The organism is Pseudomonas sp. DTU12.3 (genome assembly GCF_004124275.1).
In the GTDB taxonomy this organism is placed as follows: domain Bacteria; phylum Pseudomonadota; class Gammaproteobacteria; order Pseudomonadales; family Pseudomonadaceae; genus Aquipseudomonas; species Aquipseudomonas helmanticensis.
On sequence record NZ_CP027218.1, the window covers coordinates 915,060 to 936,092 of the forward strand.

General features: G+C 60.4%; 17 protein-coding genes. 3 read left to right on the top strand and 14 right to left on the bottom strand.

The window, feature by feature from the left end; genetic code table 11:
* Positions 1-120: 120 nt before the first annotated feature.
* On the bottom strand, positions 121-1,395 hold the full coding sequence (locus C2E19_RS04095; RefSeq protein WP_129388421.1) for an Hsp70 family protein: 1,275 nt from the start codon (positions 1,393-1,395) through the stop codon (positions 121-123).
* A gap of 291 nt (positions 1,396-1,686) precedes the next feature.
* On the opposite strand from C2E19_RS04095, the gene C2E19_RS04100 reads away from it, so the two are divergent.
* Positions 1,687-2,637: a DnaJ C-terminal domain-containing protein gene (locus tag C2E19_RS04100; protein ID WP_129388424.1), complete on the top strand. Its 951-nt coding sequence runs from the start codon at positions 1,687-1,689 to the stop codon at positions 2,635-2,637.
* Positions 2,638-2,660: 23 nt separating this feature from the next.
* Complete coding sequence (locus tag C2E19_RS04105) at positions 2,661-2,966, top strand: chaperone modulator CbpM (RefSeq protein WP_129388427.1); 306 nt, start codon at positions 2,661-2,663, stop codon at positions 2,964-2,966.
* A gap of 182 nt (positions 2,967-3,148) precedes the next feature.
* Here the strand turns inward: C2E19_RS04105 and ureC are convergent, their stop codons facing one another.
* The 11 genes from ureC to urtA form a co-directional block, all read right to left on the bottom strand.
* Complete coding sequence (ureC, locus tag C2E19_RS04110; RefSeq protein ID WP_129388429.1) at positions 3,149-4,849, bottom strand: urease subunit alpha; 1,701 nt, start codon at positions 4,847-4,849, stop codon at positions 3,149-3,151.
* Positions 4,850-5,050: 201 nt separating this feature from the next.
* On the bottom strand, positions 5,051-5,356 hold the full coding sequence (locus C2E19_RS04115; RefSeq protein WP_016984791.1) for an urease subunit beta: 306 nt from the start codon (positions 5,354-5,356) through the stop codon (positions 5,051-5,053).
* Entirely contained in the window at positions 5,356-5,889 is a 534-nt protein-coding gene (locus tag C2E19_RS04120; RefSeq protein ID WP_129388432.1) for a GNAT family N-acetyltransferase, read from the bottom strand. Before C2E19_RS04120 ends, C2E19_RS04115 begins: the two co-directional genes overlap by 1 nt.
* 5 nt (positions 5,890-5,894) lie before the next feature.
* Positions 5,895-6,428 carry a GNAT family N-acetyltransferase gene (locus C2E19_RS04125; RefSeq protein ID WP_129388435.1) on the bottom strand — a complete coding sequence of 178 codons (534 nt, stop codon included), beginning with the start codon at positions 6,426-6,428 and terminating at the stop codon, positions 5,895-5,897.
* Between the two features lie 9 nt (positions 6,429-6,437).
* Positions 6,438-6,740: an urease subunit gamma gene (gene ureA, locus C2E19_RS04130; RefSeq protein ID WP_008085431.1), complete on the bottom strand. Its 303-nt coding sequence runs from the start codon at positions 6,738-6,740 to the stop codon at positions 6,438-6,440.
* A 149-nt stretch (positions 6,741-6,889) separates the two neighbouring features.
* Entirely contained in the window at positions 6,890-7,729 is an 840-nt protein-coding gene (locus C2E19_RS04135) for an urease accessory protein UreD (protein WP_129388438.1), read from the bottom strand.
* Between the two features lie 43 nt (positions 7,730-7,772).
* Complete coding sequence (gene urtE, locus C2E19_RS04140) at positions 7,773-8,471, bottom strand: urea ABC transporter ATP-binding subunit UrtE (protein ID WP_053116875.1); 699 nt, start codon at positions 8,469-8,471, stop codon at positions 7,773-7,775.
* Positions 8,472-8,604: 133 nt separating this feature from the next.
* Positions 8,605-9,474 (bottom strand): urea ABC transporter ATP-binding protein UrtD, encoded by an 870-nt coding sequence (urtD, locus tag C2E19_RS04150; protein WP_008078129.1) that lies wholly within the window; start codon positions 9,472-9,474, stop codon positions 8,605-8,607.
* Positions 9,471-10,550, bottom strand: a complete 1,080-nt coding sequence (urtC, locus tag C2E19_RS04155) for an urea ABC transporter permease subunit UrtC (RefSeq protein ID WP_129388446.1) — start codon at positions 10,548-10,550, stop codon at positions 9,471-9,473. The genes urtD and urtC overlap by 4 nt, the downstream gene beginning before the upstream one ends.
* Positions 10,550-12,052, bottom strand: coding sequence for an urea ABC transporter permease subunit UrtB (gene urtB, locus C2E19_RS04160; protein WP_129388449.1), 1,503 nt, complete (start codon positions 12,050-12,052; stop codon positions 10,550-10,552). Before urtB ends, urtC begins: the two co-directional genes overlap by 1 nt.
* A 338-nt stretch (positions 12,053-12,390) precedes the next feature.
* Entirely contained in the window at positions 12,391-13,656 is a 1,266-nt protein-coding gene (gene urtA, locus C2E19_RS04165; protein WP_129388453.1) for an urea ABC transporter substrate-binding protein, read from the bottom strand.
* 304 nt (positions 13,657-13,960) lie between these two features.
* Here urtA and C2E19_RS04170 point away from each other — a divergent pair, with 304 nt between their 5' ends.
* Positions 13,961-17,299, top strand: coding sequence for a hypothetical protein (locus C2E19_RS04170; RefSeq protein WP_256661279.1), 3,339 nt, complete (start codon positions 13,961-13,963; stop codon positions 17,297-17,299).
* Between the two features lie 81 nt (positions 17,300-17,380).
* Here the strand turns inward: C2E19_RS04170 and C2E19_RS04175 are convergent, their stop codons facing one another.
* Positions 17,381-18,748 carry a PepSY domain-containing protein gene (locus C2E19_RS04175; RefSeq protein WP_129388459.1) on the bottom strand — a complete coding sequence of 456 codons (1,368 nt, stop codon included), beginning with the start codon at positions 18,746-18,748 and terminating at the stop codon, positions 17,381-17,383.
* 101 nt (positions 18,749-18,849) lie between these two features.
* Positions 18,850-20,970 (bottom strand): TonB-dependent copper receptor, encoded by a 2,121-nt coding sequence (locus tag C2E19_RS04180; protein WP_129388462.1) that lies wholly within the window; start codon positions 20,968-20,970, stop codon positions 18,850-18,852.
* Positions 20,971-21,033: the final 63 nt, after the last annotated feature.

Sequence of the window (21,033 nt, forward strand, 5' to 3'; positions counted from 1 at the left end):
GCCTGAACTGACGCCTTCGCGAGCAAGCCCGCTCCCACATGTGACTGCATTTCAACTGAAGGAATGCGGTCAAAATGTGGGAGCGGGCTTGCTCGCGAAGGGCGCGCCGGCGATTCTGGATCAGTCCATCGAACCGTAACGCTTCATAGCCTCAATCGCCAAGCCGCTACCAATGCTGCCAAAGATATTCCCTTCGACATGCCGCGCATTCGGCAACATCGCCGAGACGCTGTTGCGCAGCGCCGGAATCCCGCTCGAACCGCCGGTGAAGAACACCGTATCAACCTGATCGACTGCCACGCCGGCATCGTTCAACAGCTGCGTGACACTGCCGCGCACGCGTTGCAGCAGCGCATCGATCGCTGATTCAAACAGCGCGCGGCTCAGTTCCACACTCAGCCCGGCTTCGATCCGGTCCAGCGGCACATGGCGGCTGTCGGTGTGGGTCAGCTGGATCTTGGTTTCTTCGACTTCCATTGCCAGCCAGTGGCCGGCGCGCTGCTCGATCAACTTGAACAGGCGATCGATGCCGCCGGTGTCTTCGATGTCGTAACGCATGCTGCCCAGCGCCAGACTGGACTTCTGCGAGTACACCGAGTTGATGGTGTGCCAGGTCGCCAGGTTCATGTGGTGGCTGGTCGGCATGTAGGCGCCGCTCTTCATGCGGCTGCCGTAGCCGAACAGCGGCATCATGCCTTGCAGGCTCAGCTGTTTGTCGAAGTCGGTCCCGCCGATGTGCACACCGCCGGTGGCGAGGATGTCATCGTGACGGTTGTCATAACCACGACGCTCGGGCGACAGGCGCACCAGCGAGAAGTCGGACGTACCACCGCCGATGTCGACGATCAGCACCAGCTCTTCTTTCTCGATGGTCGACTCGTAGTCGAAGGCCGCCGCAATCGGTTCGTACTGGAACGACACTTCTTTGAAGCCGATCTTCTTGGCCACGTCGACCAAAGTGTCTTCAGCTTCCTGGTCCGCCAGCGGATCATCATCGACGAAGAACACCGGGCGCCCGAGCACCACTTGCTCGAATTCCCGACCGGCGGCAGTTTCGGCGCGGCTTTTCAGCTGGCCGATGAACAGGCCGAGCAAGTCCTTGAACGGCATCGCCGTGCCGAGCACGCTGGTGTCGTGCTTGATCAGCTTGGAACCGAGCAGGCTTTTCAGCGAGCGCATCAGGCGGCCTTCATAGCCTTCCAGGTACTCGTGCAGCGCCAGACGACCGTAAACCGGGCGGCGCTCCTCGATGTTGAAGAAGACCACCGACGGCAGGGTGATCTTGTCGTCTTCCAGCGCGATCATCGTTTCCATGCCGGGGCGCAGCCAGCCGACGGTGGAGTTGGACGTGCCGAAGTCGATGCCGCAGGCACGGGCTGGAGAGGCGTCTTTCATGTCTTTCGGTTCCGGTCAAAAAAACGGCCGCGCAGTGTATGTCAGTGCGCGCCAGAATCGAAGGCCGGTCATCTGCTATTTCACGACTAAACTGGTTGAAAATCGCAGCTTCGCCCCAAACTTGCTGGCATGGGCCGGCAGAACCACCGGCGGTCACAAGAACCGTCGTCCACTGCCGATAAACTTCTGCTGCGCCACCCGGTCACAACCTTGAGATCGGTCAACCCGGCACGCGCGAATCGGCGCATGCTGGCATCGGCGCGAAATCGATAACGGACGGTGATTCCTTCGATGGACTTCAAAGACTATTACAAGATACTCGGCGTGGAGCCGACAGCAGACGACAAGGCAATCAAGGCTGCCTATCGCAAGCTGGCGCGTAAATACCACCCCGATGTCAGCAAGGAAAAAGACGCCGAGGAGAAGTTCAAGGACGCCTCGGAAGCCTATGAAGCGCTGAAAAGCGCCGACAAACGTGCGGAATACGACGAGCTGCGCCGCTATGGCCAGCACGGTCAGCCGTTCCAGGGGCCTCCGGGCTGGCAGAGCCGTGGCGGCTTTGGCGGCGGCGGTCAGGACACCGGTGACTTCTCGGACTTCTTCAGTTCGATCTTCGGCAATCGCGGCCCCGGTTTCGGTGGTGGCGAAGGTCGGCAACAACGCAGTGCAGGGCGCCGAGGGCAAGACGTGGAAATGGAACTGCCGATCTTCCTCGAGGAGACGCTGTCGAACGAGTCAAAGAAAGTCACCTTTCAGGTGCCGCAATACAACGCCAACGGCCAGCACGTCAGCAACACCAGCAAGAGCCTGAACGTGAAGATCCCGGCGGGCGTCACCGACGGCGAGCGTATCCGCCTCAAAGGCCAGGGTGCACCGGGCGTCGGTGGCGGGGCGAATGGCGATCTGTACCTGACCATTCGTTTTGCGCCGCACCCGAAATTCGATGTCGAAGGCGAAAACCTGATCATTACGCTGCCACTGGCGCCGTGGGAGTTGGCGCTGGGCACTGAAGTGGCCGTGCCGACCCTCACCGGCAAGATCAACCTCAAGGTTCCGGCCGGCAGCCAGAATGGCCAGCGCATGCGCGCCAAGGGCCACGGTTTGCAGAACAAGGCTGGCGAACGCGGTTACCTGTTCGTGCAGCTCAAAGCGGTAATGCCAAAAGCGGCCGACGACGAGGTCAAGGCGCTGTGGCAGGAACTGGCGAAGAAAGCCGCCTTCAATCCGCGAGAGAACTTCTAAATTCGACGACGGAGTAGCCCATCATGAGCAGCCCCCTGATCGTTCAACTGGACCTGGCAGAATTCTGTGAGGCGGCCGATTTGTCGGACGTTTACGTGATCGAAATCGTCGAACACGGCATCCTCGAACCTCAGGGCGCGCAGCCCCGGGAATGGCTCTTCACCGATTACGAACTGGCCCTGGCCAAGCGTGCGGCGAAATTGCGGCATGACCTGGAGCTGGAGTGGGAAGGTGTTGCGCTGGCACTGGATTTGCTGGAAGAGGTGCGTGAGTTGCGCACCGAAAACCGCATGTTGCGCCAGCGCTTGGGGCGGTTGGTGGCCGAGTAGATAGTCTGATCTTTTTCGGCTGTCTGTTCGGGCCTCTTCGCGAGCAAGCCCGCTCCCACATTTTGACCGCATTCCTTCAATTGAAATGCGATCAAATGTGGGAGCGGGCTTGCTCGCGAAGAACGATAACGCGGTAGCTCTGACTCAAAACAAAAAAGGCCCCGAAGGGCCTTTTTTTTTGGTCAGAACAGGAAGTACCGCTGCGCCATCGGCAGTGTTTCTGCCGGTTCACACCACAACAACACGCCATCAGCCCTGACCTGATACGTCTGCGGATCAACATCAATGTTCGGCAGATAATCGTTGTGGATCAGATCGGTTTTCTGCACGTCACGGCACCCCTTCACCACGGCGATTTTCTTTTTCAGCCCCAATGCTTCAGGCAGCCCGGCTTCCTGCGCCGCCTGACTGATAAAGGTCAGGCTGGTGGCGTGCAGCGACCCACCATAGCTGGCGAACATCGGACGGTAATGCACCGGTTGCGGTGTCGGGATCGAGGCATTGGCGTCGCCCATCAGGCTCGCGGCAATCGCGCCACCCTTGAGAATCAGCGTCGGTTTGACGCCGAAGAACGCCGGACGCCAGAGCACCAGATCCGCCCATTTGCCAACCTCGATCGAACCGACTTCATGGCTGATGCCATGGGTGATCGCCGGATTGATCGTGTATTTGGCGATGTAGCGTTTGGCGCGGAAGTTGTCGTTGCCTGCGCCGTCCTGCGGCAGCGGGCCGCGCTGTTTTTTCATCTTGTCGGCGGTCTGCCAGGTGCGCGTGATGACTTCGCCGACGCGGCCCATGGCCTGGCTGTCGGAGCTGATCATCGAGAACGCGCCGAGGTCGTGGAGGATGTCTTCGGCGGCAATCGTTTCGCGACGGATGCGGCTTTCGGCGAAGGCGACGTCTTCGGCGATGCTCGGGTCGAGGTGGTGGCAGACCATCAGCATGTCGAGGTGTTCGTCGATGGTGTTGCGGGTGAACGGCCGGGTCGGGTTGGTCGAACTCGGCAGCACATTGGGGAAACCGCAGGCCTTGATGATGTCCGGCGCGTGGCCGCCACCGGCACCTTCGGTGTGATAGGTATGGATGGTGCGGCCCTTGAACGCGCCGAGGGTGGTTTCGACGAAACCGGATTCGTTGAGGGTGTCGGTGTGGATCGCCACCTGCACGTCGAACTGATCGGCGACGCTCAGGCAGTTGTCGATGCTCGCCGGGGTGGTGCCCCAGTCTTCGTGCAGCTTGAGGCCGATGGCGCCGGCCTTGACCTGCTCGATCAGCGGCTCCGGCAGGCTGGCATTGCCCTTGCCGGTGAGGCCGATGTTCATCGGGAAGGCATCGGCAGCCTGGAGCATGCGCGCCAGATGCCACGGGCCCGAAGTGCACGTTGTGGCGTTGGTGCCCGTGGCCGGGCCTGTGCCGCCGCCGATCATGGTGGTGACGCCACTCATCAGAGCCTCTTCGATCTGCTGCGGGCAGATGAAGTGGATGTGCGTGTCGATGCCGCCAGCGGTGAGGATCATGCCTTCACCGGCAATCACTTCGGTACTCGCGCCGATGGCGATGTCGACGTTGGGCTGCACGTCGGGGTTGCCGGCCTTGCCGATCGCGAAGATGCGCCCGTCCTTGAGGCCGACGTCGGCTTTGACGATGCCCCAGTGGTCGATGATCAGCGCGTTGGTGATCAGCGTGTCGACGACCTCGGCGGCCAGCAGCTGGCTTTGGCCCTGGCCGTCGCGGATGACTTTGCCGCCGCCGAATTTCACTTCTTCGCCGTAGGTGGTGAAGTCTTTTTCGACTTCGATCCACAGTTCTGTGTCGGCCAGGCGCACCTTGTCGCCGACGGTGGGGCCGAACATGTCGGCGTAGGCTTGTCTGGAGATTTTCATGCAGCGTCCTTCAGGAAAATAGTGGTGAGCCATCAACCCTCACCCTAGCCCTCTCCCAGAGGGAGAGGGGACTGATCGCGGGTTTCTTCCGACAGACATCGACCTGAAATATCGAGTCGAACTCAGGATCGGAAAAGCCCCCATTCGGCTCCCTCTCCCTCGGGAGAGGGCTGGGGTGAGGGGCGGCGGTGCATGCAGATGTCAGAGGTCGCCCATGATCCGTCCGGCAAACCCGAACACCCGACGATGCCCGGCGTAATCGACCAGCTCGACTTCGCGACTCTGCCCCGGCTCAAAACGCACGGCAGTGCCAGCGGGAATATTCAGGCGCATGCCACGGCTCGCGGCGCGGTCGAAGGTCAGCGCGTCGTTGGTTTCGAAAAAGTGATAGTGCGAGCCGACCTGGATCGGCCGGTCGCCGCTGTTGGCGACTTTCAGGCTGACGGTGCGGCGACCGACGTTGAGTTCGATGTCGCCGGGCTGGATCTGGTATTCGCCAGGAATCATCACTGGGCTCCTTGCAGAATCTTGAAATAGAGGGCGGTCGGGCGATACGTGCCGGTCGGGTCGCAGGCGTAATCGGGAATCTGACCCGCGCGGGTGTACCCCAACGCCTTGTAGAAATCTTCGGCGGGCGAGCCGGCCTCGGTGTCGAGGTAGAGCATGCCGCGCTTGTGCTTGGGCGCTTCGAGTTCCAGCGCACTCATCAATTGCTGGCCAAGACCACGCCGCCGCGCGTTTTCGCGCACCAGCAGTTTCTGCACCTCGGCGCGGTTGAGACCGTTGCGCTTCTGGCACAGACCCAATTGCACACTGGCCTGCACCTGTTCGTCCTTGACTACCACCCAGAGCAATACGCTGCCCTTGTTGACGCTGTCCTGCACCTCATCGAAATACGCGCGCGCCTGAGCCGCATCGAGATCGGCCATGAAGCCGACGCTGGCGCCGTAGCCCACGGCATCGAGCAGCAGATCAATCAGGCCCTGACGATAGTGGGCAAAACTTTCAGCGTTGACGCGGCGCAGTTGGGCGGCGTTCATCGGTGTCACTCCTTGTTGGCGTCAGGCGGCTCCGCGCCAGGATTGAGGGTCAGTTGCATGAAGGTCAGGTCGAGCCAGCGGCCGAACTTGGTGCCGACCTGCGGCATCTGCCCGGTGATGCTGAAACCGGCGCGCTCGTGCAGACGAATCGAGGCGGCGTTGCCGCTTTCAATGGCGGCGACCATCACGTGTTTGTCGCAAGTTCTGGCCCGTTCGATCAGCGCCGTCATCAGTTGCGGGCCGAGTCCGTTACCACGCTGATCGCTGCGCACGTACACCGAGTGCTCGACGGTATGGCGGAAGCCATCGAACGGTCGCCAGTCACCGAACGAAGCGTAGCCGAGCACTGTGTTGTCGGCGTCGACGATCACCAGAATCGGGTAGGCCTGGGCCTGACGCGCGCTGAACCAAGCCTGGCGGTTGCCGAGGTCGACAGCCTGTTCATTCCAGATCGCCGTGGTGTTGAGCACAGCGTCGTTGTAGATGTCGCGGATCGCCGGCAGGTCGGCGTGGATGGCATCGCGAATGGAGTAAGTCATGGCGCGGCCTCAGACGATCGGTTGGTGGACGGTGACCAGTTTGGTGCCGTCGGGGAACGTCGCTTCGACCTGTATCTCGGGAATCATTTCCGGGATGCCTTCCATCACTTGTTCGCGGCTGAGCAGGGTGGTGCCGAAGTGCATCAGCTCGGCGACAGTCCGGCCGTCACGCGCGCCTTCGAGCAGCGCGGCAGAGATGTAGGCCATGGCTTCCGGATAATTGAGTTTCACGCCGCGCGCCAAACGCCGCTCGGCGACGAGGCCGGCGGTGAAGATCAGCAGCTTGTCTTTTTCGCGTGGGGTCAGGTCCATTGTGGGAATCCAATATCGGCAGTTAAAATTATGTCGTACACCCTGTAGGAGCTGCCGAAGGCTGCGATCTTTTGATCTTGATCTTGAAAAAACAAAATCAAAAGATCGCAGCCTCGTTTCACTCGACAGCTCCTACAGGGGAATGCATTTCAGGTGTTCCAGATTCGGGGGGGCTGGGCTTCGCGGTCCAGCAGCACCGGGCGCAGCAGGCGCCATAAATCGATGAGCCACGCGCGGGCGAGCAATGCTTCGCTGGCCAGACAACGGGCGATCAACAGGCCGGGCAACTGGGTCAAATCCCCGCGCACTTCGTGGCCGAGCGACCGGCAACGTTCGAGCAACTCAGCGTCAATTTCACCGGTCACCAACAACGTCGCAAACACCGGATGGCCATCCAGCCCGATCGGCGAATCGAGCAAGCCATCACCGCCGACAATGCGCTGGCGTTCATGCCAGAGCAAACGGCCGTCGCGACGAATATCCAGGTGCGCCTGAAAGTGCCCACGGTCGAAACGCTCGCCACTCGCCGGGCGACCCAGCGCCACCACATCCCAGTAGAACAGCCGCGCATCACCCTGCAGATCGATCGAAGTCGTGAGTTCGGCCTGGGCGGCGCTGTAGACGATGGTTTCCTGTGGCAGCCATTCCAGGGTCGCCCCGGCCGCCACCTGCAAATCGAGTTTCTGGTAGGCCGGGCCACCGGCGCGATACCACTTGGCCGCGCCTGGGCTGGTGATCTGCGCCCAGGCGCCAGGTTCGACGCGGGCGCTGATGTCCAGCCGATCGCCGCCGGCAATTCCGCCCGGCGGGTGAACGATGATGTGTTGGCAGACTTCGGGGCCTTCGGCGTACAGGTGTTTTTGTACGCGCAGCGGGCCGATGTGCCGGCGCATGACCGGGCGCGTGCAATCGCCGAAACGCGCGTAGGCGAGTTCCAGCTCGGCGTGCCAGCTCGGGGTAAACAGGGCAGGTGCAACAGTCGAATTCATGGTTTGTAATTATCGTTAGGAAGCTACAGATTAGTTCGTTGTACTAGATCGTTACCAGCCCGCGGACACCCTCGGCCTCCATATTTTCACCGCGACCCTGCTGCACAATCTCGCCCCGGGACATCACCAGGTATTGATCGGCCAGTTCCGCCGCGAAATCGTAGAACTGCTCAACCAGCAGAATCGCCATGTCGCCGCGCGCCGCGAGTTTCTTGATCACCGCGCCGATCTCCTTGATCACCGAGGGTTGAATGCCTTCGGTGGGCTCATCAAGGATCAGTAAACGCGGACGACTGGCCAATGCGCGACCAATCGCCAGCTGTTGCTGCTGACCGCCGGAGAGGTCACCGCCGCGACGCTGCTTCATTTGTAGCAGCACCGGGAACAATTCGTAGATGAAACTTGGTACTTCTTTGGCTTCACTGCCGGGGAAACGCGACAAACCCATCAGCAGATTCTCTTCCACCGTCAGGCGTCCGAAGATCTCGCGGCCCTGCGGCACATAAGCGATCCCGGCGTGAACACGCTGGTGCGGCTTGAACGTGGTGATCGGTTTACCCTCCCAATTCACCGCGCCTTCCTTGGCCGGCAGCAAGCCCATCAGGCATTTGAGCAGGGTGGTCTTGCCGACGCCGTTACGGCCGAGCAGGCAGGTGACCTCACCGACCTTAACGTCGAAAGACAGCCCCCGCAGGATGTGGCTACCGCCGTAGTACTGGTGCAGCTTGTCGACTTGCAGCATTTCCAGATCTCCTCAAATCCACCTGTGGGAGCGGGCTTGCTCGCGAATACGGTGGATCAGTCGCCATCAACTTTGAATGACACACCGCATTCGCGAGCAAGCCCGCTCCCACATTGGAAAGGTGTTTGCAGTTTCAGCGGCCGAGGTAGACCTCGATCACGCGCTCGTTTTCCTGCACTTGTTCCAGTGAGCCTTCGGCCAAAACGCTGCCCTGGTGCAACACGGTGACGTGGTCGGCAATCGAGCCGACAAAGCCCATGTCATGCTCCACCACCATCAGCGAATGCTTGCCCGCCAGGCTCTTGAACAGTTCAGCAGTGAACTCGGTTTCGGCATCGGTCATTCCCGCCACCGGCTCATCGAGCAGGAGCAATTGCGGGTCCTGCATCAACAACATGCCGATTTCGAGAAACTGCTTCTGCCCGTGGGACAACAACCCCGCCGGGCGATTGACCGAAGTGGTCAAACGGATCGTCTCCAGCACTTCGCTGATCCGGTCCTTCTGCTCACCACTCAAGCGCGCACGCAAACTGGCCCACACCGACTTGTCAGTCTTCTGCGCCAGCTCCAGGTTTTCAAACACGCTCAGCGCTTCGAACACCGTCGGCTTCTGGAACTTGCGACCGATGCCGGCCTGGGCGATCTGCACTTCGCTCATCTGCGTCAGGTCCAGCGTTTCGCCGAACCACGCCTTGCCGTGACTCGGGCGGGTCTTGCCGGTGATCACGTCCATCAGCGTGGTTTTGCCCGCGCCGTTGGGGCCGATGATGCAGCGCAATTCACCGACGCCGATGTACAGGTTGAGATTGTTCAGCGCACGAAAGCCGTCGAAGCTGACGCTGATGTCTTCCAGCGTGAGGATCGTGCCGTGGCGGGTGTCGAGGCCCGGGCCGACGCGTTGGCCAAGGCCGATCGAGTCGCGGCTGGTGCCGGCATCCTTGTTCGGCTCCACGGGAAAGAAGGCCGGTTCCAGCATGAATTCAGCGCTTGCCGTGACTCTCATTGTTCACCTCGTTTCTTCAGCAGACCGATCACGCCTTTGGGCAAATACAGCGTCACGACGATGAACAGCGCGCCGAGGAAGAACAGCCAGTATTCCGGGAAGGCCACGGTAAACCAGCTCTTCATGCCGTTGACCACACCGGCACCGAGCAGCGGGCCGATCAGTGTGCCGCGACCGCCAAGAGCAACCCAGACTGCCGCCTCAATCGAGTTGGTCGGCGACATTTCGCTCGGGTTGATGATCCCGACTTGCGGCACATACAACGCGCCGGCCAGACCACACAACACCGCGCTCAACACCCACACGAACAGCTTGAAACCACGCGGGTCGTAGCCGCAGAACATCAAACGGTTTTCCGCATCGCGCAGCGCCGTCAACACACGACCAAATTTGCTTTGCGCCAGGCGCCAGCCGATGAACAGACTCGCCACCAGCAGCAACACCGTGGCCAGAAACAGCACCGCACGAGTGCCCGGTTCAGTGATGCCGAAACCGAGAATCGTGCGGAAATTGGTAAAGCCGTTATTGCCGCCAAAACCGGTCTCGTTGCGGAAGAACAGCAACATCCCGGCAAAGGTCAGGGCCTGGGTCATGATCGAGAAATACACGCCCTTGATCCGCGAGCGGAAGGCGAAGAAACCGAATACCAGCGCCAGCAAACCCGGCGCCAACACCACCAGACACATCGCCCAGACGAAGCTGCTGGTGCCGGTCCAGTACCACGGCAATTCGTTCCACGACAGGAAGGTCATGAACGCCGGCAAGCCATCGCCGGCAGCCTGACGCATCAGGTACATGCCCATCGCATAACCGCCGAGCGCGAAGAACAGACCGTGGCCCAGCGACAGCAAACCGGCATAACCCCAGACCAGATCCAGTGCCAGGGCGACGATGGCGTAGCAGAGGATTTTGCCGACCAGTGTCAGCGTGTACGCCGAGACCGACAGCGTACTTTCCGCCGGCAACAACGACAGCAGCGGCAAGGCGATCAACAGGGCGAGGATCACCGCGCCAATCGCGATGGTGACTTTCGGCCCGGCCTTTTGTGTGGCCGTGACTAACAGAGGCTGGTTCATCAGTCGATCACCCGTCCTTTCAGTGCGAAGAGGCCTTGCGGACGTTTCTGGATAAACAGAATGATCAGCGCGAGGATCAGGATCTTGCCGAGCACCGCACCGATCTGCGGTTCGAGAATCTTGTTGGCGATGCCCAGGCCGAATGCTGCGAGCACGCTACCGGCCAGTTGTCCGACGCCGCCGAGCACCACCACCAGGAATGAGTCGATGATGTAGCTCTGGCCGAGGTCCGGGCCGACGTTGCCGATCTGGCTCAGCGCCACGCCGCCGAGGCCAGCGATGCCCGAGCCGAGGCCGAAGGCGAGCATGTCGACGCGCCCGGTCGGCACGCCGCAGCAGGCGGCCATGTTGCGGTTCTGGGTGACGGCGCGAACGTTGAGGCCGAGGCGGGTTTTGTTCAGCAGCAGCCACGTCAGCACCACCACAAACAAGGCGAAGGCGATGATGACGATGCGGTTGTACGGCAGCACCAGATTCGGCAGCACTTGAATGCCGCCGGACAGCCACGCCGGGTTGGCCACTTCAACGTTCTGCGCGCCGAACAACAAACGCACCAGTTGAATCAGCATCAGGCTGATGCCCCACGTGGCGAGCAGGGTTTCCAGTGGGCGGCCGTAGAGGTGACGAATCACCGTGCGCTCCAGTGCCATGCCGATCGCCGCCGTAACGAAGAACGCCACCGGCAACGCAATCAACGGGTAGAACTCGATGGCCTGTGGTGCGTAGCGCTGGAACATCAACTGCACCACATACGTCGAGTAGGCACCGAGCATCAGCATTTCGCCGTGGGCCATGTTGATCACGCCGAGCAGGCCGAACGTGATCGCCAGACCGAGCGCGGCCAACAGCAGAATCGAACCGAGCGACATGCCGCTGAAGGCCTGGCCGAGGATCTCGCCGATCAGCAGTTTGCGTTTGACCTGGGCGAGGCTGGTTTCGGCAGCGGTGCGCACGTTGGCATCGGCTTCGACGCCGGGTTCGAGCAAACCTTCGAGGCGCGTACGGGCCAGTGGATCGCCGGTTTCACCGAGCAATCTCACCGCGGCGAGGCGCACGGCGGGGTCAGTGTCGACCAGTTGCAGATTGGCCAGCGCCAGGCTCAGGGCGGCGTGGACGCCTTGATCTTTTTCGCCAGCGAGTTGCTGGTCGAGGAATTTCAGCTGCGCGGGTTTCGCGCTTTTCTGCAATTGCTGCGCGGCAGTCAGACGGATTTTGGCGTCGGCGGCGAGCAATTGATGGCTGGCCACGGCAGTGTCGATCAGACCCCGCAGGCGATTGTTCAGGCGCAGGGTTTTCGCTTGGCCGTCGATGGTCAGTTCGCCTTGTTGCAGGGCGTTGATCAATTCGATACGTGCCGGGTCGGGCTGCGCAGCCCAGGTTTCGAGGAGCTTGGCCTGTTGCACGGGATTGGCCGCGACGAAGTCTTCGGCATCGCCGGCGTGGGCCAGCATCGGCAGCAACAGTGCGATGGCGAGAAGCAAGCGGTGTATGGCAGTGGGCATGAGTGGTGTCCTGTTCAACCGCCCCCTCACCCTAACCCTCTCCCGGAGGGAGAGGGGACTGACCGAGGTGTTTGGACGATGTGCTACGACCTGCGAATTCGAGCCGAACTCAAGCTTTGAAAAGCATGAAGATCGGCTCCCTTTCCCTCTCCCTCACCCTCTCGAGATTGAGGGGACTGACCGAGGTGTTTGGACGATGTGCTACGACCTGCGAATTCGAGCCGAACTCAAGCTTTGAAAAGCATGGAGATCAGCTCCCTTTCCCCCTCGCCCCCTTGGGGGAGAGGGTTGGGGTGAGGGGGAAAAGATCTCCGCCCCACCGCAAACCCAAGTCAGACTCAGTTGCTCTTCACCGCATAATCCGGCTTCTTGTCGTTGCCCTGAATGAACGGGCTCCAAGGTTGCGCACGGACGGGCCCTTCGGTCTGCCACACGACGTTGAACTGACCATCGGCCTGAATCTCGCCGATCATCACCGGTTTGTGCAGGTGGTGATTGGTCTTGTCCATGGTCAACGTGTAGCCCGACGGCGCGGCAAAGGTCTGGCCGGCGAGGGCTTCGCGGACTTTGTCGACGTCAGTGGACTTGGCTTTCTCAACCGCTTGCGCCCACATGTGGATGCCGACGTAGGTGGCTTCCATCGGGTCGTTGGTTACGGCTTTGTCAGCGCCCGGCAGGTTGTGTTTTTTCGCGTAGGCTTTCCAGTCATCGACGAACTTCTTGTTCACCGGGTTCTCCACCGACTCGAAGTAGTTCCACGCCGCGAGGTTGCCCACCAACGGTTTGGTGTCGATGCCGCGCAGTTCTTCTTCGCCGACCGAGAACGCCACGACTGGCACGTCGGTGGCTTTCAAACCCTGGTTGGCCAGCTCTTTGTAGAACGGTACGTTGGAGTCGCCGTTGACGGTCGAGATGACCGCAGTCTTGCCACCGGCCGAGAACTTCTTGATGTTGGCGACGATGGTTTGATAGTCGCTGTGACCGAACGGCGTGTAGACCTCTTCGATGTCCTTGTCGGCAACGCCTTTGGAGTGCAGGAACGAACGCAGGATCTTGTTGGTGGTGCGCGGGTAGACGTAGTCGGTGCCGAGCAGGAAGTAGCGTTTGGCGCTGCCACCTTCTTCGCTCATCAAATATTCAACCGCCGGGATCGCTTGCTGGTTCGGCGCAGCGCCGGTGTAGAAAACGTTCGGCGACATCTCTTCGCCTTCGTATTGCACCGGGTAGAACAGCAGGCCGTTGAGTTCTTCGAACACCGGCAACACTGATTTACGCGACACCGAAGTCCAGCAGCCGAACACCACGGCGACCTTGTCCTGGGTCAGCAACTGCCGGCCCTTTTCGGCGAACAGCGGCCAGTTCGACGCCGGGTCAACCACCACTGGTTCAAGCATCTTGCCGTTGACGCCGCCCTTGGCGTTGATCTCGTCGATGGTCATCAGCGCCATGTCTTTGAGCGACGTTTCGGAGATCGCCATAGTGCCGGACAACGAATGCAGAATCCCGACCTTGATGGTCTCGGCGGCCTGGACAGTCCAGGTCATGCCCATCGCGGCAATGGATGCCGTGAGTGTGAAAGCCTTGATCAAACTGCGACGCTTCATTGTGCGATCTCCATGAACATTTGAAGTTTTTTTGGTTGGCAGATGCGGACGACTGAAGGGGCTTTAGCAAGGGCTGTGCCTAAGGCGGGTGAGGCCCGGTCTGAAGCGTTGGCGGGTGGCCGGCGTAACGCTTCCTGCACCAGTGCCGGGCACTCTGAGCGGTCGCGGGCACGCCGTTGCACTTGTATGGGGCTGGCGAGGGCAGGGATCGCAAAAACGATAACTATGTACCGCCACTGAGGCTCGCGGCACGGGCAGGCTACGGGGTCGATGTACCTCGAGAACTGAAACAGGGATGATTTCAATGACAGCAGTTTTTCCGCACGATCGGGCGGTTACCGGTCCGGCCTTGAGTGGCGCGTTCATGTCGGCGGATGACGCCGCTCGCTACGCCCACGAACGCGTTGGCACACGTCGGGATCGCGGCTACGGCAGTTGTATTTTCAAGCGCGACGATGGCCGCTTTGTAGTGAGCGAGCCGGTGGCGATCACCGCAGATTCTCTGGACAACCGTCTGCTGTATCCGCAGGACGCAGAGGGCAAGACGATCTTTGCGCCGCAGCACACCTTGCACAGTTTCTTCTATTCCCATGTGGCACTGTCGATGCTCGATGTGCAGGTTGTCGCCAACCATGGCTGGCAACGAGCCCAGGCCATCACCAGTTTGCTGATGTTCAATGCGCCGCAACTGCGATTTCTGCTCAATGAGCAAATGACAGCGTACCTTTCGGGTGCGCATGACAGCCTGATCGTTTTCAAACCGGACACGGAAAAGGCGGCGGCGCTGCTTGAGCAGCTGGGTACTGCCGAGTCACCGGGACCGCTTGGGTCAACGTCAGCCCTCCCGGGCGGTCTGGTTGCCAAGGTGGCGCAGGCGGGGGAACTGGAGGTCGTGGTCAGCAACAACAACTGGCGACCAAGGGGACGGATCACGTCGCAATCGTTCATCCTCGTTCACTCATGGGAACGAACGCGCCCCCAGCGAACTTCTTTTGGGGCGATATTTGCGAGCGCAGATGACGCCGCGCAAGATTGTTATCTGCGCGATACCGCGTCGCACGACGATGATCAAATTTGGTTTGGTTTCATCCTCAAGCAAAAGGGCAAACAGCAATACATTGCCTCGGAACTGGTGCCGGTGGACAAGGAGCGGAATGTACTTTTTGCGCTGAGTAGCCTGTTCCCTGCTTCTGGCGTTGCGGGGGGGTATCGCTTCCCCGAGTCTTTCGCCGTGCATTCGTATTTCTACTCACGTCCACGAATCAGACACGCCAAAGGCACTTCAAAAAACTGGTTGGGGCACAACTTCATTGAGCCGCGGGATCTGTTTGTTTCGGTCTACAACGCAAAAAAACATCCGCAAGTCGAGACCGGCGCATCGATCACGACCTACATCGCGCCCAGAGATGGAGTCCTTCTTAAATACACACCGCGCCAAGACACCCGGCTGTTCGATAACGATATGCCATTGATGGGGCTGGAGGCCATTCAGAGCAATCTGGCCTCCGGCAAAGTGTCGACTACCGACTTTGTCAGGGTCGTTGCCAACAGCGGTGAGCTGAGTGTGTTGCGCACCAGTCTGTGCTGGGATCGTAAAGGCACGGTCGACCGATATTGGTACCCGGGCCAAAACCTTCAGCGATTGGCGCTGGGCGCGGTTTTCCTGAGCGCCGATGACGCAGCGATCGCAACACGGGACAAGATTCCTTCCGGCACCCAGCGTGCCTACGGCGGGTTGATCCTGAAACGCCCGGACGGCTTGTTCGTGGCCACCGATCCGATAGCGATCCTGGAGGAAGACTTCGAAGTCGATTTCATCTTTCCAGACGCCAGTGTCAGTCAGGGAGCGTTTCCGGCGGGCTGTACTGTCGTCGGCCGGTATCGCTCCAGGGTTGCCCGTGAGTTGCCCATCCTGCTGAGCGAGGTCGATAAACAGGTATACCGGAACATGCTTTCGGTGGACGTGGTTTGCAGCGCTTTCCTGTGGGACACCCCGCGTCTGGAGGAGTATCTGTTCTGTCCTGATGGCGCAATCATCCGTTTCCTGGCAAATACCGGGCTTAAATTTCTGACGGGAATGTTCAAGAAACTGGGCATGGATATGCTCACGGGCATGCGGCCCTCGCGCATCAAGCAGAAAATTCACGATGGCTGGTTGCTGCCTCGAGACTGGGTAAAAGACCTGGTGAAGAATGGCAAATTGGCTGTGGTCGTCGGCAGCAAGCTGTGGGGCAATCCGGGAGCGCTCACTGCATTCGTCCCGATGCGGCAAGCTTCTGTCGATTCACCAACCCTCAGTGATCCTGCCTGCAGTCCGCTGTTCACCCAAGCGTCGGGCGCTGCGCGTTTCGTTCATGAACAACCTGGGCGAACCGGGGAGTTACACTTTGGCGCCCTCCTGACCAACGCCCGCAGCGGTCAGTACGTGGCGAGCCTCCCGCAAGAGGTGAGAGCGGACAAACTGACGATTGACGAAATCTTTCCACAGGGCTCACTGCCTGACCGTCACACGCTTCATGGCTTGTATCTGCGCGCCCCCGATCAACCCGCAGGCCTGACGGACGAAGATTATCGACATTTTTTTTCACCACTGGACGTGAGCCTGGCGCATACAGCCGTCTATTCACCTCAGGGGTATAAGCCGATCTATTTTTCCTGTTCAGATGGCGCGTTGCTGCGCTATGAGATGTCGCCTTTCGATGCGGATGCACCGCTGGACAAGTTTGGTCAGATCCAGTTGCGTCCAAACCGCTTCGGATCTACTGAGAGGGCTGAGTATTTCTGGCAAAAAATTACCCGGGCAACCTTCTCGCTGGCGAGCTACATCCGCCAGTTGGCCCATGTCGGCAAACTTGAAGTTCTCATCCCGAGCGCCTTCTGGTCGCGTGTTGGCGAGGTCGGGGCAGACTGGGCACCGAGGATGAAAGACCTCACACCCGAAGAACATTGGGCCAAAAAGCCTGAGCTTTCTTTGGGGCCGATTTTTCACCATGCCGACGATGCCGCCCGTTATGCGCAGTTTCGGGCCGGCAGCGCCTATGCACAGAAAACGGTGTATGAAAGTGCGATTCTGGCCAAGTCCACAGCCAACACTTATGTCGCGCTGGAGCCGCTGGCGGAAAACGAATCTCTGGAAGCGCTGGATCGCATCTTCCGCACCTTGAAGGCTGCGACCTCCAGAAGCAGAGCGCCGCAATTTCCCGATGGCTATGAATTGATCGCCAGTCACCAGCTGTATTTCTCCGGGTACATTCCAATGGCCGCCGACCCGGAAAAGGTCTACGCCAATTACGCCTCGCCGGAGATGGTGTTTGCCCATACGTTTGCGTTGAAGTCCAAAGGATTCGAAATCAACGCACACTATTACTCGACCCCGCACGGCGCGTTGATCAAATACGCTCCCCTCTATTGCGAAGCGGAGCGCCGTTTGCTGTCGACCCGCCCCGTGGAGCTTGTCAACGGCCAGTGGGAGACGCGCCTTTCGCCGGGTGCATTTATCTCCCAATTGGCCGGTATTGCTGAACTGCGGGTGCTGAAAGCAGCGTACTACTGGAACCAGGAGGGACGAGTCGGCACCCAATGGCGATCGTCGCGTCAGCAGGCACCGGCACAAACCCATAGACCGGTCCGGGACGAGCTGTAACACCATCAGCGCGGAAGTCTGTCAGGATCGGGCAAACTTCCGCGCCACATGAACGTTCAAAAAACGCGCCTTCCGGCAGCGTCAGGCGGCCGTCTTTTCTGCAAAATATTGCGACAGCAACAGCCGATCCAGCAGCCAGACCACCAGCAGCGAAGCCCCCACCAGCGGGAAAATCACCGCCAGCGCGAGCATGATCACCACGCCGGTTTTCCACTTCGGCAGATCATGGCGCAGCGGCGGCACGCCGAACTTGCCCTGTGGTCGGCGCTTCCACCAGATCACCACGCCGCTGACAGCACTGAGCAGAATCATCAGGCAGATCAGCAGCACGACGATCTGGTTGAAGGTGCCGAACATCTTGCCTTCGTGGAGCATCACGCCAATTTCCGTAGCGCGAGCAACGACACCGTACTGCTCGAAACGCACATCGGCGAGGACCTTGCCGGTGTACTGATCGACGTGCAGGGTCGCATCGTTGCGCGGGTCATCGGCGAACACGGCGATGGTGAACACACCGGTGGCGGTGGTCGGCAGGGTGATGCTGTAGCCGGGTTCGACCTTGCGCCCCGTAGCGATGTTCTGCACGTTTTGCAGGCTGATGATTGGTGCTGCCGGGCCTGCATTGGCGCCGCCGTGGGCCATGTGCTCGGCGTGATCGCCGGACATCGGCATCGGCGTGTTTTCCATCGCCCATGGCACGGTCTGGCGGGTGGCGCTGTTAAGGGTTCGCGCTTCGACGTCAGAGGTCGGTACGTTGTCCCACATCGCCGCCGGGAAGACGTTCCACACTTGCGCGTATTGCTTGCCCCAGAAACCGGTCCAGGTCATGCCGCTGAGCAACATCACCAGCAGCAATGTCGCGCCCCAGAACCCGGTGACTGCGTGCAGATCCCGCCACAGCACGCGGCCACGACTGTTCAGCCGCGGCCACAGAATGCCGGCGGCCTGGCCGCGCGGCCACCACAGGAACAGCCCGGACACCACCAGCACCACGCCCCAGCCGGCGGCCATTTCGATCAGACGGTCACCGACAGTGCCGATCATCAGTTCGCCGTGGATGGCGCGGGCGATGGCTTGCAGGTTCTGCTTGGCATCCTGCTCGCCGAGGATGTCGCCGTGGTACGGATCGACAAATACGTTGAGTTCGTGGCCGGCGTTTTTCACCACGAATTGCGCGCTGCGTTCCGCATTGACCGGCGGCAGGTATTGCGTGACCTGACCTTGTGGATAAGCGCTTTTTACCCGTTGCAGCAAGTCATCGGCCGAGACGGTGTGATGACCGGCGGGGACGTTGAGCAGGCTGCTGTACATCAGTGAATCGAGCTGCGGTTTGAACAGGTAAATGATGCCGGTCAGGGCCAGCATCACCATGAAGGGGGCGACGAATAGACCGGCGTAAAAATGCCAACGCCAGGCCAGGTTGTAGAAATTCGGTTTGGGCTGATTCATCACGTGTGCTCCGCTGGGCGAATTTTTTTAGATCAAGAGATCGCAGCCTTCGGCAGCTCCTACAGGGGTACATGCGGGCTGCGATCTTTTGACTTTTTTTGTTAGAAACTCATGTCTACCTTGGTCCAGAGCGTGCGCCCCGGTTCATTGATCGCTTGCGGGTCGTTGGCCGGGTAGCCGAATCCGGCGTTGCCCGCCAGGTTCAGGTGTTCGGCGTAAGCCTTGCCGAACAGGTTGTCGACGCCGCTGCTGACCTTCCAGTTCTTGTTGATCCGATAGGCACCGTTGAGGGAGAACACGCCGAAGCCCGAACTCTTGTCGTAATCCTTGCCGACCACGTTGCCCTTGTTCTGGTCAATACGGTTTTGCGCGGCAACCACCCTCCACAGTGCGCCGGCGCTCCAGTTGTCTTCGCTGTAGGTCAGGCCGAAACGCGCATCCAGCGGCGGCATCTGCGGCAGAGCCGAACCGTCGCTGCTGTTCTTGCCCCAGGCGTAGGCCAGGGTCGCGTCGGCTTTCCAGTTGTCGGTGAGTCTGTATGCGGCACCGAGTTCACCGCCCATGATTCGCGCGTCGATGTTCTCCGCGCGCGAGGTGCTCATGCCCATCATTGCGGGCGTGTAGTCGAAGAGGATGTAATCGCGCACCACACCGATGTAACCCGAGGCCCAGGCTTCGAGGTCGGCGTTCTTGTAGTTCACGCCGAAATCGAACTGGGTAGTCTTTTCCGGTTTGATCGAATCGAACGCATTGACCGATCCGGCCGGGCCGGACTTGGGCGAAAACAATTCCCAGTAATCGGGGAAGCGCTGCGCGTGACCCAAACCTGCATAGAGCGTGGTCGGGCTGTCGGCGAGGTCATGCTCGTAGCGGATGAAGCCGCTCGGCAGAGTGTCGGCGCGGGTGTCGTCGGCGGTCGGGTTGGGGCGGGACATCATTCCCGAGCCGGTGGTTTGCCGGTAATCCTTGGCTGAAGCGCGGTCGACGCGGGCACCAGTGATCAGCCGGTCACGGTCGGCGGCATACCAGGTCATTTCGCTGAACACGCCGTAGTTATGGAAATCGGCGTCCTTGTTGTACGGCTGATCCTTGTAGGTGTCGATGCCCATGCCGCTGCGTTGACGGTGTTCGTTGGTCTGCGCGTCGAGGCCGGTGATCAGTTGGATATCGGCCCAACGCCAGGTCGCTTTGATCCGCGCGCCGAGGGTGCGGCGGTCGACGTTGGAGGCCATGGGGCCGGCCATCATGCCGGTGCCCGATGGCGTGCGCAGGGTGTAGTTGTCCATCACGTGGTCGGCGTAGTTGTAGTAGACCTGCGCTTCGAGTTTTTCCAGCACGTCAGTGATGTTGGATTTTTCGAAACGCAGGCCGAGGCTTTCACGCAGGAATTGCGAGCCGTCCATACCGCGCCCAGCGTAGCGTGCTTCGCCGTCGCCCTTGCCTGCGGTGAGTTCGATCAGGGTGTCGGCATCCGGCGTCCAGCCGACGGCGACGTCGCCGTTCCACTTGTCGTAGCGTGAGGCAACGATGTCGTTGTTGCCGTCGCGGTAATCGTCGGAATGCGCGGTGTTGCCGATCACGCGCACGTAACCCAACGGGCCACCGGCAGCAGCATCGACGACTTTGTCGAAGCGTCCGTGAGAACCAGCCAGTACGCTGGCGTTCACTCGAGTACCGAGTTCGCCGAAGCTTTCCGGCTCGCGATCGAACAGCACCGTGCCAGCTGATGCGCCCGGGCCGTAAAGCACGGTTTGCGGGCCTTTGATCACCGTGAGTTTGTCGTAGGTTTCCGGCGAGATGTACGAGGTCGGTGCGTCCATGCGGCCGGGGCAGGCACCGAGCATCATGCTGCCGTTGGTAAGGATGTTCAGACGTGAGCCGAACATGCCGCGCAGTACCGGATCGCCGTTGGTGCCGCCATTGCGCACCAGCGCAAAGCCCGGAATGGTCTTCAGATAATCACCGCCGTCACTGGCCGGCACCGGTTGGCGTGGGTCCTTGGGATTGGTGACGATGGTCAGCGGCGAGCTCGGCGCAATCGCGGTGATCACCGTCGGACTGAGTTCATCATTGTGGCCGGCGTGATCATCGGCCAGCACCAGCGGGGACAGCAGGACGCCGCAAAGGACGGCGGTAGCGTGCCTGAAACGAATCCGCGATTCGTTCAAAGCGAAGGATGCCGGGGCACAGCCCGAGCGTGGAACAGCAGAAAACCTGGACATGACAATTTCCATCAAACAGTCGTAAACGACACGGCCGGCAGCCTGAAGCTGTCTTCTCAACCG